At 59.9% G+C, this 14,895-nt stretch carries 18 protein-coding genes and 1 pseudogene; 7 read left to right on the top strand and 12 right to left on the bottom strand.

The genetic code is table 11. The annotated features are described in order from the left end of the window. Positions 1-380: pseudogene (locus KBZ14_RS10815) on the top strand (RNA degradosome polyphosphate kinase); the annotation flags it as partial. A gap of 14 nt (positions 381-394) precedes the next feature. Here KBZ14_RS10815 and KBZ14_RS10810 read toward each other — a convergent pair. The 4 genes from KBZ14_RS10810 to pstC form a co-directional block, all read right to left on the bottom strand. Continuing rightward, complete coding sequence (locus KBZ14_RS10810; protein ID WP_315856145.1) at positions 395-649, bottom strand: DUF7219 family protein; 255 nt, start codon at positions 647-649, stop codon at positions 395-397. 74 nt (positions 650-723) lie between these two features. Then, positions 724-1,491, bottom strand: a complete 768-nt coding sequence (pstB, locus tag KBZ14_RS10805) for a phosphate ABC transporter ATP-binding protein PstB (RefSeq protein WP_399210776.1) — start codon at positions 1,489-1,491, stop codon at positions 724-726. 110 nt (positions 1,492-1,601) lie between these two features. After that, the gene (gene pstA, locus KBZ14_RS10800) at positions 1,602-2,525 is read right to left on the bottom strand and encodes a phosphate ABC transporter permease PstA (protein WP_255118339.1); all 924 of its coding nucleotides are present in this window, start codon (positions 2,523-2,525) and stop codon (positions 1,602-1,604) included. A gap of 5 nt (positions 2,526-2,530) precedes the next feature. Then, entirely contained in the window at positions 2,531-3,487 is a 957-nt protein-coding gene (gene pstC, locus KBZ14_RS10795; protein ID WP_255118338.1) for a phosphate ABC transporter permease subunit PstC, read from the bottom strand. A 204-nt stretch (positions 3,488-3,691) separates the two neighbouring features. Here pstC and KBZ14_RS10790 point away from each other — a divergent pair, with 204 nt between their 5' ends. Next, positions 3,692-4,756 carry a PstS family phosphate ABC transporter substrate-binding protein gene (locus tag KBZ14_RS10790; protein WP_255118337.1) on the top strand — a complete coding sequence of 355 codons (1,065 nt, stop codon included), beginning with the start codon at positions 3,692-3,694 and terminating at the stop codon, positions 4,754-4,756. A 516-nt stretch (positions 4,757-5,272) separates the two neighbouring features. On the opposite strand, the gene KBZ14_RS10785 is transcribed toward KBZ14_RS10790, so the two are convergent. From KBZ14_RS10785 to KBZ14_RS10765, 5 genes are all read right to left on the bottom strand, one after another. Next, positions 5,273-6,100 carry a response regulator transcription factor gene (locus KBZ14_RS10785; protein WP_255118336.1) on the bottom strand — a complete coding sequence of 276 codons (828 nt, stop codon included), beginning with the start codon at positions 6,098-6,100 and terminating at the stop codon, positions 5,273-5,275. After that, positions 6,040-6,675 (bottom strand): Crp/Fnr family transcriptional regulator PtrA, encoded by a 636-nt coding sequence (ptrA, locus tag KBZ14_RS10780; RefSeq protein WP_255118335.1) that lies wholly within the window; start codon positions 6,673-6,675, stop codon positions 6,040-6,042. The genes KBZ14_RS10785 and ptrA overlap by 61 nt, the downstream gene beginning before the upstream one ends. Before the next feature lie 182 nt (positions 6,676-6,857). Further along, complete coding sequence (gene pstS / locus KBZ14_RS10775) at positions 6,858-7,838, bottom strand: phosphate ABC transporter substrate-binding protein PstS (protein ID WP_255118334.1); 981 nt, start codon at positions 7,836-7,838, stop codon at positions 6,858-6,860. Positions 7,839-7,955: 117 nt separating this feature from the next. Then, a complete protein-coding gene (arsB, locus tag KBZ14_RS10770) occupies positions 7,956-9,053 on the bottom strand; it encodes an ACR3 family arsenite efflux transporter (protein ID WP_315856144.1) in 1,098 nt (365 codons plus the stop codon). A gap of 6 nt (positions 9,054-9,059) precedes the next feature. Further along, entirely contained in the window at positions 9,060-9,386 is a 327-nt protein-coding gene (locus KBZ14_RS10765; RefSeq protein ID WP_255118333.1) for an ArsR/SmtB family transcription factor, read from the bottom strand. Positions 9,387-9,450: 64 nt separating this feature from the next. On the opposite strand from KBZ14_RS10765, the gene KBZ14_RS10760 reads away from it, so the two are divergent. After that, positions 9,451-10,476, top strand: a complete 1,026-nt coding sequence (locus KBZ14_RS10760; RefSeq protein ID WP_255118332.1) for an ArsJ-associated glyceraldehyde-3-phosphate dehydrogenase — start codon at positions 9,451-9,453, stop codon at positions 10,474-10,476. A 9-nt stretch (positions 10,477-10,485) separates the two neighbouring features. After that, positions 10,486-11,760, top strand: a complete 1,275-nt coding sequence (gene arsJ / locus KBZ14_RS10755; protein ID WP_255118331.1) for an organoarsenical effux MFS transporter ArsJ — start codon at positions 10,486-10,488, stop codon at positions 11,758-11,760. On the opposite strand, the gene KBZ14_RS10750 is transcribed toward arsJ, so the two are convergent. Further along, positions 11,748-12,062: a hypothetical protein gene (locus KBZ14_RS10750; protein ID WP_255118330.1), complete on the bottom strand. Its 315-nt coding sequence runs from the start codon at positions 12,060-12,062 to the stop codon at positions 11,748-11,750. The two genes, arsJ and KBZ14_RS10750, sit on opposite strands and share 13 nt — an antisense overlap. A gap of 53 nt (positions 12,063-12,115) precedes the next feature. Beyond that, positions 12,116-12,769, bottom strand: a complete 654-nt coding sequence (locus tag KBZ14_RS10745; protein WP_255118329.1) for a hypothetical protein — start codon at positions 12,767-12,769, stop codon at positions 12,116-12,118. A gap of 170 nt (positions 12,770-12,939) precedes the next feature. Between KBZ14_RS10745 and KBZ14_RS10740 the strand changes: the two genes are divergently transcribed. Both KBZ14_RS10740 and KBZ14_RS10735 read left to right on the top strand, forming a co-directional pair. Then, complete coding sequence (locus tag KBZ14_RS10740; RefSeq protein WP_255118328.1) at positions 12,940-13,131, top strand: hypothetical protein; 192 nt, start codon at positions 12,940-12,942, stop codon at positions 13,129-13,131. A gap of 65 nt (positions 13,132-13,196) precedes the next feature. Continuing rightward, positions 13,197-13,481 (top strand): 2Fe-2S iron-sulfur cluster-binding protein, encoded by a 285-nt coding sequence (locus KBZ14_RS10735; protein WP_255118327.1) that lies wholly within the window; start codon positions 13,197-13,199, stop codon positions 13,479-13,481. Positions 13,482-13,513: 32 nt separating this feature from the next. Here KBZ14_RS10735 and KBZ14_RS10730 read toward each other — a convergent pair whose 3' ends face one another. Beyond that, a complete protein-coding gene (locus KBZ14_RS10730; protein WP_255118326.1) occupies positions 13,514-13,945 on the bottom strand; it encodes an RrF2 family transcriptional regulator in 432 nt (143 codons plus the stop codon). A 143-nt stretch (positions 13,946-14,088) separates the two neighbouring features. Between KBZ14_RS10730 and KBZ14_RS10725 the strand changes: the two genes are divergently transcribed. Beyond that, positions 14,089-14,883 (top strand): hypothetical protein, encoded by a 795-nt coding sequence (locus KBZ14_RS10725; RefSeq protein WP_255118325.1) that lies wholly within the window; start codon positions 14,089-14,091, stop codon positions 14,881-14,883. Positions 14,884-14,895: the final 12 nt, after the last annotated feature.

Below are 14,895 nucleotides of genomic sequence, written 5' to 3'. Positions count from 1 at the left end.
AGATCGACCTGGTGGTGCGCGGCATGTGCAGCCTGCGCCCGGGCGTGGCGGGCGTGAGCGACAACATCCGGGTGAGCAGCGTGATCGGACGCTTTCTCGAACACTCCCGGCTCTTCTGGTTCGCCAACGACGGCAACCCGGCAGTGTTTCTCGGCAGCGCCGACTGGATGCCGCGGAATCTCGACAGACGGATTGAAGCGGTTACACCGATCGAAACACCAGAGTTGAAAAAACAGTTGGAACAACTCCTGGATCTCTACCTGGCAGGCAATGCAGGAACTTGGACGATGCGAAATGACGGAACCTACAGCCGAAAAGCCCTGGCGGAAAGCTACGAGCACTCTCAGGACATTCTAATGAATGCACGCAGAAGGCAATAAATAGCGCACCAAACCTAGAGCAACTGCCCCTTACTCACCTTCAGTTGCGACCACAGAGAACGGATCTGAGCGTAGGCATCTTCCTGGGTTATTTTGCCGTTGGCCTGAAGACCGACAATTAAACCAACTCTATCGGCGAACTGTTCAAGGTTCTGATGAAAAGCAAGGCGCTCTGGAGTCCAGTCTTGCCCGTGATAAGCACTGAATGATTCCAGGGGAGAGCGGATGCCGGGATCACTATCGGAGGGTGGACGGGCTGGATGGGTCAAGGGGTACTGCCCGTGGTGAAACTGTAGTTTAACGCAACCGGAACAAACGCATGAGCAACAGGACTGGGAGGGCGTCAGCCAAAACGACCAGACACGTAGTCTTGGGTGGCTTGCTGTTGCGGAGCATTAAAGATTTGCTCCGTAGGCGCGTATTCTTCAAGACAGCCAACTTTGCCTTCGCCATCGGCGCGACTGCTGACGTTGAAGAAACCCGTCATATCACTCACCCGCACAGCCTGCTGCATGTTATGCGTCACGATCACAATCGTGTAGCTCTTTTTAAGCTCATGCATCATCTCCTCAATCTTTAACGTGGAGATAGGATCAAGGGCAGAGCAGGGCTCATCCATCAGAATCACCTCAGGTTCAATGGCAATGGCACGAGCTATACACAGCCGCTGCTGCTGGCCACCAGACAAGGCATAGCCACTCTCCTTTAGTTTGTCCTTGGTTTCATCCCAGATAGCAGCCTTGCGCAGAGAGCGCTCAACGAGCTCATCCATATCGCCATTAAAGCCATTGATGCGTGCTCCAAAAGCAATATTTTCATAGATGCTTTTGGGAAATGGGTTGGGCTTCTGAAACACCATACCGATGCGGCGTCTCACCTCAACAGGGTCAACACCTCGGGCATAGAGATCCTGGCCGTCAAACAGCACGCGTCCCTTCAGGGTGCAACCTTCGATGAGGTCGTTCATGCGATTGAGGGCCCGCAACACAGTGCTCTTGCCGCAACCGGAAGGACCAATGAAAGCAGTAACCTTGCCCCGAGGGATCTGCATATAAACGCCCCGAACAGCCTCGGCGCTGCCATAACTGATGCCCACGTTTTCCAAGGACATGCAGATCGCGGAAGAGAGCTCCTGAACCGAAGCGTCGTGCAGAGATGAGCGTGTCATGACAGTAGTGGAAAGCGACGGGGATACGGAAAAAGGGAGTTGCAGGCCTGAGCTCAGGTGCTGGTGAGACGACTCAACCAACGAGCGAAGAGATTAGCGGCAAGAATCATGACCACTAGAACAAAGGAAGCTGCCCAAGCGAGTGAAATCTGGGCTTCATAGGGCATAATCGCAAAATTGTAGATCAGCACAGACATTGATGCGATAGGGTTAAACAGACCTTCAGGCCAAAAGGGAGAAAAGAGAGCGGTGAAGATCAGTGGAGCCGTCTCACCAGCAGCGCGGGCAATCGCGAGCACAGCACCCGTGGCAATGGGAGAGAAGGCAGAAGGAAGGGTGATGCGAACAATGGTGACAAACTTGGAAGCACCCACTCCAAAAGCACCCCAACGCAGCTCGTTGGGCACCAGCTTTAGGGCCTCATCGGTCGTTTTGATCACCGTTGGCAACATCAAGACCGACAGGGCAATACCCCCAGCCATCGCGCTATAGCTTTGATCAAAGAAAAAGCGCGTACTAACAATCAGGCCATAGATAAAAACACCGCAAATAATGGAGGGGACACCGGACAGCACGTCAGTGCCGAAGCGAACAAACTGGGAAAACCAGCCACCAGCTGAATACTCCGCCAAGTAGATACCACCACCAACCCCAACAGGGATAGCAATCAAGGCGGCGATCGAGCTCACCACAAAGGTGCCGATAATGGCATTGCCAATACCACCTCCATCCAGGCCAGGAGCGGGGGGCAGCTCGCTAAGCAAACGCAGGCTAATCAGGGAACCACCCTTGATCAGCACGTACACAAGTACGAGCACCAAAGGAAGCACGCAGATGGCTGCAAACGTTGCGGCTACCGAAGTAAAAAGAAAACTCCAGCGGTTGCGGGCTAGGGAGGGATTGAAACGAAGTGAGGAACGCTCAAAGCCGGAATGAGAAGCAGCGGCGCTGGACGAATCAGTAAACGTAGAAGTCATGACATTCAGCTGTATTGAAGACTCAAGCGACGAACCACCCATTGAGCCATCATGTTGACCACGAGGGTGAGCAGCATCAACACAAAGGCGGCATACATCAAAGCCGACACTTGAATACCATCCGCCTCGCCAAACTGGCTCGCCAGCATCGCCGAGATGGTGTTACCGGGGGCCAGCAGACTCCAACTGAAGTTTGTGGAATTGCCGATGATCATGGTGACAGCCATGGTTTCTCCCATGGCACGACCCAAGGCCAGCATCACACCGCCAGTAATCCCTGAAATCGCCGCAGGCAGAATCACCTGCAAAATGGCTCCCCAACGGGTGGCTCCAATGCCATAGGCGGCCTGTCGGAGTTCAGGAGGAACTTGATTGAGGGAATCGCGAGCGATGGCTGTGATAATCGGCAGAATCATCACCACCAGAATCAAGATAGCCGGCGCCATTCCTGGGCCCTGGGCCGTGGTGGAGAAGAACGGCAACCAACCGAGAGTTGCATGCAGGACAGCCAGCAATGGGCGAATGAATGGCTCCATCACAAAGATGGCCCATAGGCCCAGCACCACCGATGGGATGGCAGCCAACAATTCCACCATCATGCCCAGCACGTTTCGCACAGAGGCTGGGATGAGATTCTCGGTGATGAACACGGCAGTTCCCACACCGAGGGGAACAGCAATGATCAAGGCGAGCAGAGAGGACACCAACGTGCCATAAATCGCCGTGAACGCGCCATAGCGTTCAGAAACTGGATCCCAGTTGGAGGTGGTGAGGAAATCAAGGCCAAACTTGGCCATGGCCTCTCGAGAACCACCGAGAACGGTGATAAGAATGCCAACAAGAATCAAAAAAACCAGCGATGCCAGAAGCATGGAGAGGCGCTGGAAACCCAGATCGACCCACTTTTCTCGAACTGGCCTGTGGCGCAGGGCAAAGGCCTCAGCAGGTGGCTTGGATACCATTGAGAGACATGGACGACTGGAATCCAGCCCACCAAGAGAACTGACATCACACTTACACAACCGCAGGCAAGGGTATTTAAGGCTGGGTTAACAGTTGATCTCGAAGCATTTATGGCGGCAACCCTCAAGCCGCCAACCCAGAGACAGGCCCGTCATGGCCAAACAACAACCAAGCGATAACCCACGATTAACCTCAAAGGGCTGGTGGACACGCAGATTTATGGTGGAACAGGTTTTCCAGTGATGACACCGTCTGCTCGTTGGCGTCAATGGCTTGTCGCCACAATCGCATCCGCCTGTGGCACAGCTGCCGTGGCGGAAACGAAGACCATCGTCATTGGAGGATCAAGCACCGTTTTCCCGATCAGCCAGGCGGCGATTCAGCGGTTTAAGCCAGCGGCCAATGCCAAGGGATTACGTTTTGAGGCCCGTTCCGTGGGAACCAGCGCAGGATTCCGGGAGTTCTGCAGCGGAAAACTGGCAATTGCGGCAGCATCTCGCCCGATCAATGCGAAAGAGCTCAAAACCTGCGCCGCTGCTAGCGTTCGCTTCCTTGAATTGCCAATCGCCTTCGATGCCATCACCATCGTGGTGAACCCGCGCAATTCCTGGGCCAAACAGATCAGCACGCAAGAGCTGAGTAATCTATGGCAGAAAGCTGCCCAGCAGAGAGTCACAACCTGGAAACAGGTGAATAGCCAATGGCCAGACCAACCCATCAAGCTATGCGGCCCAGGGCGCGACTCGGGAACCTACGACTATTTCAATAAGGCTATCAACGGGTCTGAAGATAATTCCCGCCATGACTATAACGCCAGTGAAGACGATGCTGTGATTGTGAACTGCGTGGCCAAGAGCCAGAATGCCCTTGGCTACTTCGGCTATGACTATTACAGCTCCAACCGCAACAAACTGAGGGCCTTAGCTGTACAAGGTTCCAAAGGAAGCGTTCTTCCCTCCGTCGAGACGGTCCAGAACTCGCGCTACCTGCCCCTCTCTCGCCCCCTGTTTTTCTACGTGAATGAGAAGGCGATGAAGGCAGAACCATTGATGCGTCAGTTTGTGGCCACCACCATCGAGGCGGGCCAGCGTATTGCCAAAGAGGCGGGAGCCATTCCCCTGCCAGATTCAACCTACCGCCTGGTCACCACCAAGCTGTATCGCAACGTGCTCGGCAGCGCCTATGCAGGCAACCTTCCGGTGGGTCTTACCGTTGGCCAAACCCTGGACCGCAGCTTCGACGACATCAAAAAGCCGCAGTTCAGGTGATGCACGACACAATGGAGCCACAGATCGTAGTCATCGCCACACGAGCCATTGCAATCAGTTGTAGGGTTTCTACAACTGCAACACGGCGATGTTGATCAAGACAGCCAAGGGAAGCATCAGCATGGTGGCCGGTTGCTCCTGGGTCAACTCCGTCAGCGCCCCTCCTCCCCTGAAGCGGGGGCCATCGAGTCTGTTCTCAGCATTGCAACGCTTGGTTATGCCTGCGGCTGCCAACAACAACCGTCAAAACCAAGCACCTCAGCCCGACTAAGAACACCAGAGCAACGTGTTTATCCATACATCCCTAGTCACTGCCAAAAGTAGGATTGAAGTCAAGGCTTTACTCGCATGAAAGAATCAGCACAGACTGGGGATCTAGCCATAGCAGCCACAACCAAGGATCCGAGGCTGACGCCACGCACCGATGCCAACACTGAGCCAATGCTGGACCTCAATCGTGATGTACTGGCCTCCAGCCAACGCCGCCGCTATCTCGATTCCCTAGATGACAGTGATCTAGCAACCTAACGGCAGGGATCCATCTCGTGGCGGGTCAAGCCGATAACCAATACCACGTACCGTGACAAACAGTTTGGGCTTAGGTTGATCAGGCTCAAGTTTCCGCCGAAGCCAGAGAACATGCACATCGATACTTTTCATATCACCATTGAAATCAGGCCCCCACACCTGCTCCAGTAGCTCTTCCCGGCTTAAAGCTCGGCCGGGCTGCAACATAAAACATTCCAGGAGGCGGAATTCCTTCGGCGAGAGCACTACATCGATGCCGTTCAGCGTGGCTCGGCATTCCTGGCGATAGAGCGCGATGGGCCCCACGCGCAACACCTCCAGGCGGCGGGCCAGGCCACTGCTGAGTTGGAGCCGCTTGGATCGACGCAACAGCGCACGACAGCGGGCCGTGAATTCTCGAACACCAAACGGGGTCACCAGAATGTCATCCGCTCCAGCTTCGAGCAGGTCCACACGCTGGGATTCATCAGCCTGATTCGGCAACAACAACAGTGGCGTGGCGGGATCCTTACGCCGATAGGATTGAATCAACCCAACCGAACACTCGAGATTCGCACGTTCGCAAGGAGTATTCAGGATGATCAGCTCAAAGGGCAGCTGGCCAGCCGCAGAGGGGAGCAGGTCCCGAACACGGGTAACGTAGGCCAAATCAACAACCGCGAAGCCATCCTGTTGCAGAGCATCGAGCAACTCAAGGCGCCATTGAGAATCATCAACAACCAGCAGGAGCTGAGGGGGTGAAGATGACACCCCCATCAGCGCGTCTGCGGCAAATGGGTCACCACCAACTGGCGATTGGGCAGAATCTGCAGCCAACCCTCATCGCGTAGCAAGCCCAGAACCCGTGTGACGGTAACGCGGGTTGTGCTGAGGGCACTGGCCAGATCCTGGTGGGTGAGACGCAGATTGAGCTGCAGCCCCTGGTCACAGGCCTGGCCATAATCTTCCGCCAGGAGTTCCAGAAAACCACGAACCCGATCTTCAACCCGCCGCAATCCCAACAGGGAGATCAGGCTTTCCGATTGACGCATCCGGCTGGCCATGGCCCGTACCAAAGCCATCGCCAAGTGTGGTGACGCCTGAATCTCCTCCATCGAAAGGCACAGCAGATCACTGTCGCAGAGGGTAACAGCCTCTGTGAGCTCGAGATGAGACAGTGGTGCCCCAAATGGCTCATTCGGACCGGCGAGCCCCAGCAGCAGTTCATCTCCCTGCAGCGTGATGGAGCTCAACTTCACCATGCCCCGCACCACTAACCAGATGTGGTTGCGCAGCAGAGGAACGGAGCTCCCAGCCGCGAGATGAACCAGATCACGCTTCTGAAAAGTGTCTTCCAGAGCAGTGCGAATGTGCTTGTGCTTGCCGGAGTCACGGGATGGCGTGAACACCATGGCGCCCATTGCATCGGGATGAGGCAACTGTATGGAGATCCAGGCCACCACGAGCAAAGAGATGGTGACGCCAGGGTTAAGTGCTGGTTAGGAACAGTGCACTTTTCGGCGCCATAAAAAAGGGGGGCCTAACGGCCCCCAAGATCGGATGTTCAGCAACGCCAGCGTTGCTGAAGACCAGATCAACCACCAATCTTAAGAACGGCAGCTTTGGCTTTATTCAGGATGTCGCCACGCAGAGGCACATAGCCGAGGTTGTCGGCCAGACCCTGGGCCTTGTTGCCCAGGATGTACTTGAAGGCTGCACGCAGTTCGCCAGCCTTGATGCCATTGCCGCTCTGGTAGGCCAGGATCCAAGTGAGCGTGGTGATGGGATAGCTCTCGGCACCGGCGGGGTTGGGGTCTTCACCAGCCAAGTTGGCGTCCAACTTGATGTTGTTGAGCGCGGCCGAACCACTCTTGAAGCCAGGCATCACAAACTTGCCCGCCTTGTTCTGGAGCGCAGCAGCCTTGATGGGGCCCTTCACAAATGCCTGGTTCACATAGCCGATGGAGCCCGGGGTGTTGGTGAGTACACCAGCCACACCCTCATTGCCCTTGCCGCCCACACCCACGGGCCATTTCACGCTCTTGCCTTCACCCACCTTGCTCTTCCACTCAGGGGAGAAAGAGGAGAGCGAATTGGTGAAGGCAAACGTGGTGCCGGAACCATCGGAGCGGTGGGCCACCGTGATCTTGCCCTTGCCGCACTTGAGCTGGCTCCAGTCGTTGATCTTGCCGAGGAAGATCTCAGCGGCCTGCTTCTGGGTGAGTTTCAGATCGCAGCCGGCCTTGTTGTAGGCAATGGCAATGGTGCCGCCCACGGCGGGGAACTGGACCACTCCGCGCTTCACCTTGGCGGCTTCGGCAGCCTTGATGGGTTCGTCAGTGGCCCCGAAATCCACGGTGCCCGCGACGTACTGGCGCACGCCGGCGCCGGAGCCCACCGACTGGTAGTTCACCTTGGCGCCACCGGTAGCGGCCAGATCCTGGAACCAGCGCTGGTAGATGGGGGCAGGGAACGTGGCACCGGCGCCATTGAGGGCGGGGCCGGCAGAGGCGGCCGCACCACCGGCAAGGGCGGCAAGGGTGCCAAAGGTCAGGGCCTTCTTCGCGAAGGTCATGGGAGCTAGCTGTCGTGAGCCACCTACCTCTAGGCAACGGACACCAGCCTGCGCGTTAGGGATTGGTTAAGACCGCGTAAACGTCTCGTTGTGGGCGACAGCCCAAGGTGCTGAGGATCACGCGACCCGCGTGGGGGAGGCTGCGGGGTCAGCGCAAACCTTAAACCTGCCTTTGAGCCAAAGCGAAACATAAACCAGCGAAACCAGAACCGGCACTTCAATCAACGGACCAATCACACCGGCCAAGGCCTGCTGAGATTCAAGGCCCCACAGGCTGATGCTCACGGCAATCGCAAGCTCAAAGTTGTTACCAGCCGCCGTGAAGGCCAAGGCCGTGGTGCGGCTGTAGTTGAAACCACTTCGCTGGCCCACAACGAAGGCCAAACCCCACATCACCACAAAATAGATCAGCAGCGGGAGAGCCACCCTCATCACCTGCAGGGGATCTTCGGTGATGGCTTGGCCCTGCAAAGCAAACATCACCACGATGGTGAAGAGCAATCCATAGAGGGCCAGCGGGCTGAGACGCGGCAGGAAGGTGTGTTCATACCAGCGAGTTCCACGCAGACCCACACCGATACGCCGGGTGAAAAATCCCGCCAGCAACGGCAGGCCCAGAAAGATTGCCACCGCCTTGGCAATCTCCCAAACCGAAATTGCAACGGCCTGGCGATCAAGGCCAAGCCATCCTGGCAGAACCTGAAGATAGAAACCAGCCAGCAGGGCATACATCAGCACCTGCAGGATGGAATTGATCGCCACCAACAGGGCCGCTGCTTCGCGATCTCCCTGGGCCAGATCGATCCAGATCAGCACCATGGCAATGCATGGTGCGATGCCAATCATGATCAATCCGGTGCGGAGCTCCACCTGATCTGGCAGAAACAGCCAGGCCAGAGCAAACATCAGCAGCGGCCCCAACCCCCACACGAGCAGCAAGGCCATACCCAGGAGACGCCGATCCCGGGCCACAGCTCCCAGCTCCCCATAGCGCACCTTCGCCAGCACGGGGTACATCATCAACAGCAATCCCAGGGCAATCGGCAGGGAGGTGTGGCCCACCTGCACAGCGCCAAGCACGGCCTGTAGGCCAGGCAGGCATCGCCCCAGCAACAACCCAGCCGTCATGGCCAGGAGGATCCACAGGGGTAACAGGCGATCCAACAGCGAGAGCCGCTCCAGCACCGACCTTGAAGGCTCTGTGGGGGTTGCCATCGCGTTTCAACAACAGGGCGTGGCGGGCGTAGCAGAACCCGCCGCCAACGTGGATAACCAATCGCGCAGCAGGGCAATCGCGGCCAGTTCCAGCCGGTAGTACACCCAGCGCCCCTCCTCCCGGGCGGCGATCAGCCCTGCCTCCTTCATCACCCTGAGATGGAACGAGAGCTTCGATTGGGCCAATCCCAGTTCCGCCGTGAGCTCGCAAACACAGCGTTCACCACTGCCCAGGGCTTCGATCACCTGCAGGCGCAAGGGATCGGCTAGGGCCTTGAGCAGCAGGCGGGCTTGATCCGCCTGCAGGGGAGCGGGGTGTTCCAGAACACGCATGGATCAACCTTACTTGATTGATCAACTCTTGTTGATCTACGGTCCGGCCATCACAGGCGCTCCCATGAAAATCGGCATCAACGGGTTCGGGCGCATTGGCCGGCTGGTGTTTCGCGCCCTCTGGGGCCATCCCGGCATCGAGCTGGTGCACGTGAACGATCCCGGTGGCGATGCTGCCACCGCCGCCCATCTGCTCGCCTTCGACTCCGTGCATGGCCGGTGGCCCCATGCGGTGGAGGCCAGCGGCCAGGGCTTCTTGGTGGGCACGGAGCCCGTGGGGTACACCCAAGAAAGCCATCCCACCGCGGTTCCATGGCAGGCGGCTGGGGTGGAGATGGTGCTGGAGTGCAGCGGCAAGTTCAAGACCCCCGAAACCCTGGAGCCTTACTTCGACCGTGCCTGTGTGCAGCGGGTGGTGGTGGCCTGTCCGGTGAAAGGGAAGATCGCCGGAGCCGAAGCCCTCAACGTTGTCTTTGGCATCAACCACCAGCTCTTCGATCCAGCCGTGCACCGCCTGGTGACGGCAGCCTCCTGCACCACCAACTGCCTGGCTCCCGTGGTGAAGGTGGTGCACGAACACTTCGGCATTGAGCACGGCTCGATCACCACCCTGCATGACGTGACCAACACCCAGGTGGTGGTGGATGGATTCAAGGGGGATCTGCGTCGCGCCCGCTCCTGCATGCAGAGCCTGATCCCCACCACCACGGGATCCGCCAAGGCGATTGGCCTGATCTTTCCTGAGCTGGAAGGCAAGCTCAACGGCCACGCCGTGCGGGTACCGCTGCTGAACGCCTCGCTCACCGATGCGGTGTTCGAGCTGAAGCGCAGCGTCACGGCGGACGAAGTGAACGCCGCCTTTGCAGCCGCGGCCCAGGGCCCGCTGCGGGGAATCCTCGGCTACGAAACCCGGCCGCTGGTGTCGGTGGACTACGTGAATGACAACCGCAGCGCCATCGTGGATGGCCTCTCAACACTGGTGGTGAACGGCACCCAGCTCAAGGTGTACGCCTGGTACGACAACGAGTGGGGGTACAGCTCCCGCATGGCGGATCTGGTGCGCCACATCGCCCTGATCGAGCAACGCTGAGCCGGAGCCATGGGCACTCCCACCAAGGGCCACCAGCCTCAGACCCAGGGGCATGGTCACCTCTCAGCCCTGCAGCAGTACGGCGTGATCACTGGGGCCTACTGGGCCTTCACCCTCACCGATGGGGCCCTACGCATGCTCGTGGTGTTCCATTTCCACCAGCTCGGCTACTCCAGCCTGGACATCGCCTTCCTGTTTCTGTTCTATGAATTCTTCGGCATTCTCACCAACCTGGCCGGTGGCTGGATTGGGGCACGCTTCGGACTGCGACTCACCCTCTGGAGCGGCATGGTGTTACAGATCCTGGCGCTGTTGATGCTGGTTCCAGTGGCCGCCAGCTGGCCCAAGCTGCTCTCGGTGGCCTACGTGATGGTGGCGCAGGCTATCAGTGGCATCGCCAAAGACCTCAACAAGATGAGCGCCAAAAGCGCTATCAAAACCGTCGTTCCCGAAAGCGCAGGGGATCAGCAACTGTTCCGATGGGTGGCCATCCTCACCGGCTCAAAGAATGCCCTCAAGGGTGTGGGTTTCTTTCTCGGTGGCCTGCTGCTCACCAGCCTGGGATTTGCGGGTTCAGTGGTGGTGATGGCCGCAGGGCTGGGCATGGCCTTGCTCGGAACCCTGGTGCTCCCCGGTGAGATCGGCAAGATGAAACAGAAACCGGGGTTTGGCTCGCTGCTATCCAATAGTGAAGGAATCAACTGGCTGTCCCTGGCCCGCTTCTTTCTCTTCGGCGCCCGTGATGTGTGGTTTGTGGTGGCCCTGCCGGTGTTTCTGGAGGCCGCCCTGGGCTGGCAGTTCTGGGAGGTGGGCGGCTTCATGGGCCTATGGGTGATCGGCTACGGGCTCGTGCAGGGCAGCGCCCCGGCCCTGCGCCGCAGCTGGGGCCGCAGCGACACACCGGGACCCGCCGCTCTGCAGTTCTGGACGGCTCTGCTCACCGCGATCCCGGCCCTGATCGCCATTGCCCTCTGGCGCGATGCCCATCCCGCCATCGCCGTGGTGGGCGGCCTGGCCGGCTTCGGCGCGGTGTTCGCAATGACCTCCTCGATCCACAGTTATCTGGTGCTGGCTTACACCGATGCCGAGTCGGTGAGCCTCAATGTGGGGTTCTATTACATGGCCAACGCCGCTGGACGCCTATTGGGCACCCTGCTCTCCGGCTGGATTTATCTCCTGGGGGGCCTGCAGGCCTGCCTGTGGTGTGCCTGTCTGTTGGTGGCCCTCTCCTGGCTGAGCTGCCTCAGGCTTCCGCCGCTGCCAACCAGGGTTCAACCAGCCTGACCCAGGGATGAGCGGGGCTGAAACAACTCCCGGATCTCACGACTCTTCGGGGAGCACAGCATCGGTGTGTACTCACGCACAGCTGCGGTTTCAATCGCCTCGGCCGTGAGCTCAACAAAGTTGATGCCGGCCTGCTCAAAGGCAGTCTGCAAACGGGGCTCCAGCCGCTGCATGGTGGTTGCTGAGCCCACCGTGTCGCAGAGCAGCTGAGCATAGAGATGGGCAGCGCAGCCGCTGTTGCCATAGCGGCTCACGCAGGCAGAGGGCACCGCGGGCAGCAGGGGTTGGGATTGCGATGGCATGGCCAGCAGCAGCTGGAGCAAGGCCAGGGGAGGCCCGCCGAGCCGCCACCACCTCATTGAAATGTCTCCGGTCTGCAGGCAAGCCACTGCTTCAGGCTGGCTTCCCTGAGGGCCGGCCGCGCAGAAGCCTCCAGCAAGTCAGGATCGATCACCCGCAGGCGATCCGCACTGGCGCGCAAAGCCGCTTCGGCACCATTCAGCTGGGCTTGATGGAGGCGCTTCCAGGCCGCGGCACGCCCCTGCTCCTTCAAGCGCCAGGCCTCCAGCTGTTGGTCATAGAGCTCCTGCTCGATCTCCTGGTCGTAGATGGCCAGGCGGCGCTGCTCCTGGGGGTCTAGGGGTTTCGGACCCTGGCTGGCCACATACACCTCGGCCTCGAGGGCCAGCAGCTGATCGCGCCTCTGGCGGAAGCTGGTTACCAGACCTGGCAGGGCTGCCTTGTGTCTTCGGCAGAGGCCCAGGCGACGCTCCTGCAGCGCGCGCTGCTGCCGCAGACTCCGCTCCTGCTCCCGAGCCAGCCGCGTGTCAACGCCCAACAGGCACTGGCCGTAGGCCATGGCGCTGGTAAGGGCGTTGCTTCCGGCCCCACTGCGAGACTCCCGTGCACAGCGCTCCCGGCCCTGCTCACTCACGGGTTGCCAGGTGCCACACCCCGTCAGCAGAGACACCAGCAGAACCGTGGCCGCGAGCCGGCGATGGCGAGGCAAAGGGGGGCTCCAAATGCTGTTGGCATGTTGGCAGTAGAGCCGCTGATCCAGACCGGATCGCTGCCACGACCGGCCCTTCGAACGGTGGTCCAGATCACCGGGGTCGGTGGTCCAGCCAGCGCCGATCCCAGCCAATCGCCCCAGACTGAATCAGGACGAGTGGGATATCCATGCGCGAAGCCATCTTTGATGTGGTGGAGGAACGGCCAGGAGCCATCCGTGCCACCTCCAGCGACAAGACCCAAACCCTCACAGCACCCTCGCTTGAAGAACTCCGCCACGACGTGCGGGAGTTGCTGATGGCCACCTACGGCGATGCCCACGTGAGTGTGCGCGTGCGCCTACGCCGGCCCCACCGCTGATCCCCATCCGGCCGCAGATCACTGGCGAGAACGGGGCTAGAACAACCGTGCGAATGCAGTTCCCCATGGCCACGTACACCATCAGCCTGGAAAGCGGCGAGAGCTTCAGCTGCAGCGATGACCAGTACATCCTGGATGCCGCTGAGGCCGCCGGCGTTGACTTGCCGTACTCCTGTCGGGCCGGAGCCTGCAGCACCTGCTGCGGAAAAATGCTCTCCGGCAGCGTGGACCAGGCGGATCAGAGCTTCCTGGACGATTCCCAGATGGAAGCCGGTTTCGCCCTGATCTGTGTCAGCTATCCCCTCAGCGACTGCACGATCCGCAAGGACGCCAGCGGCGAATTGGGCTGACCCCCAGCGCACCTCTAGCCACAGGCCAGGGGTCAGATGAAATACATCGCCTGAGCCTCGAGATGCTGATCACGCTGCTCCACCAGATCCTGCAGCGTGATCGCCGCGAGCCGCTCCTCCCTCTGACGATCCAGAGCTGCTGACAACCCATCGAGGGCCTGAAATTCCGGGGAGTTCCGGCTGGATCCATCCCGGGTGCTCACCTCACCCTCTAGACAAGCCACCACCTCAGCCACCGTGAGCTGGGAGGGAGAACGGGCGAGCTGGTAGCCCCCCCGTGGGCCTCGAATACTGCGCAGGATGCCGGCCCGGCGCAGGCTGGTCATCATCTGCTCGAGATAGCGCTCGGGGATGGCCTGGCGGCCTGCGATCTCAGCCACCTGGAGCACCCCTCCGGAGAGGTACTCACCCGCAAGCTCCATCAGAGCCACAAGGCCGTAATCGGTCTTGGCGCTGAATCCCAAGGTTGCTCCAGTGGTGATGCCTGGTTGCATTGTCGCAAAACCAGGGCATGGGCGGGCGGATGGCCCTCAACACAGACGCCGCGGCGGGACGTAACCGCCAGATCTGCGCATACTGAGCCCACGCACAATCGCCGGGGTCCTGCATGGTCCGCTCGTTCCTTGCCCTGCTGGCCCTGGCGCCGCTGGGGGTCCCGCTGATGGTGGCCGAACCGGGCAAAGCGATCGGCAACAACAGGAGCTGCCAGGCGCCCATGCAGGGTCGTTATGCCGTGATGGGCATGGGCAGCAGCCTTCCAGTGAAGGGCAGCACCACCCCTGAAGCCCGCCTGTTGCAGGAGCGTTGGCTACCGGGTGGGGCCGTGCGGGGGGAGATCATCGAGCGGGTGGGTCAGAGCCGCCGCAGTGGCAGCTACACCGGCCGGGTCACGGTGGTGGGCACTTGCCTGGTGCGGGTGGAGCGACAACTGCCCTGGGGAGCCCAGGTGTCTGAAGCCGTGCTGGATAGCAAGGGCCGGCCTCTCTACAGCCTGGATCGCTCCAGCGGCACGGTGATCACCGGCCGCTGGCTGCCCATGGCCCCCGGGGCCTGCAAAGCCAGCGACCTCAACGGCGTTGTGCTCAGCAGCCAGGTGGGCAGCAACTGGCAACAGAACAGCTGGAGGCCCAACGCGGTGGTGCAACGGGAGGAATGGGCCGGCGGCAGCGTGAAGGGAATCGCCCTGTCCAGCTACAACGGCGTCGGTGAAACCGTGGGCTACACCGGCAACCTCCAACTCGACCGCGGCAGCTGCTGGGGCACCCTGGTGGAACGCGATGCCAAGGGCGTGCCCTTCAACTACCGGGCCCTGGTGGTGAATGGCCGCAACGGCGCCCGCGGCTACCTCTACCTGCAAACCGACCCCACCAACCTCACCGTGGGCTGGCTGGTGCGGGAGTGATGCAGCAGCCTG

This window comes from Synechococcus sp. HJ21-Hayes (assembly GCF_024345835.1).
Classification (GTDB): domain Bacteria; phylum Cyanobacteriota; class Cyanobacteriia; order PCC-6307; family Cyanobiaceae; genus Vulcanococcus.
Note: the sequence above shows the minus strand (reverse complement) of the source record. Positions and strands in the feature narration are given on the sequence as shown.

What these genes read in the sequence shown, in the direction of transcription:
- pstB (WP_399210776.1), bottom strand. Translation starts at nt 1,491, where the DNA reads ATGTCCTTGGAAAACGTGGGCATCAGTTATGGCAGCGCCGAGGCTGTT.
- pstA (WP_255118339.1), bottom strand. Translation starts at nt 2,525, where the DNA reads ATGACTTCTACGTTTACTGATTCGTCCAGCGCCGCTGCTTCTCATTCC.
- pstC (WP_255118338.1), bottom strand. Translation starts at nt 3,487, where the DNA reads ATGGTATCCAAGCCACCTGCTGAGGCCTTTGCCCTGCGCCACAGGCCA.
- ptrA (WP_255118335.1), bottom strand. Translation starts at nt 6,675, where the DNA reads ATGGTGTTCACGCCATCCCGTGACTCCGGCAAGCACAAGCACATTCGC.
- pstS (WP_255118334.1), bottom strand. Translation starts at nt 7,838, where the DNA reads ATGACCTTCGCGAAGAAGGCCCTGACCTTTGGCACCCTTGCCGCCCTT.
- arsB (WP_315856144.1), bottom strand. Translation starts at nt 9,053, where the DNA reads ATGGCAACCCCCACAGAGCCTTCAAGGTCGGTGCTGGAGCGGCTCTCG.
- KBZ14_RS10765 (WP_255118333.1), bottom strand. Translation starts at nt 9,386, where the DNA reads ATGCGTGTTCTGGAACACCCCGCTCCCCTGCAGGCGGATCAAGCCCGC.
- KBZ14_RS10760 (WP_255118332.1), top strand. Translation starts at nt 9,451, where the DNA reads ATGAAAATCGGCATCAACGGGTTCGGGCGCATTGGCCGGCTGGTGTTT.
- arsJ (WP_255118331.1), top strand. Translation starts at nt 10,486, where the DNA reads ATGGGCACTCCCACCAAGGGCCACCAGCCTCAGACCCAGGGGCATGGT.
- KBZ14_RS10750 (WP_255118330.1), bottom strand. Translation starts at nt 12,062, where the DNA reads ATGCCATCGCAATCCCAACCCCTGCTGCCCGCGGTGCCCTCTGCCTGC.
- KBZ14_RS10740 (WP_255118328.1), top strand. Translation starts at nt 12,940, where the DNA reads ATGCGCGAAGCCATCTTTGATGTGGTGGAGGAACGGCCAGGAGCCATC.
- KBZ14_RS10735 (WP_255118327.1), top strand. Translation starts at nt 13,197, where the DNA reads ATGGCCACGTACACCATCAGCCTGGAAAGCGGCGAGAGCTTCAGCTGC.
- KBZ14_RS10725 (WP_255118325.1), top strand. Translation starts at nt 14,089, where the DNA reads ATGGTCCGCTCGTTCCTTGCCCTGCTGGCCCTGGCGCCGCTGGGGGTC.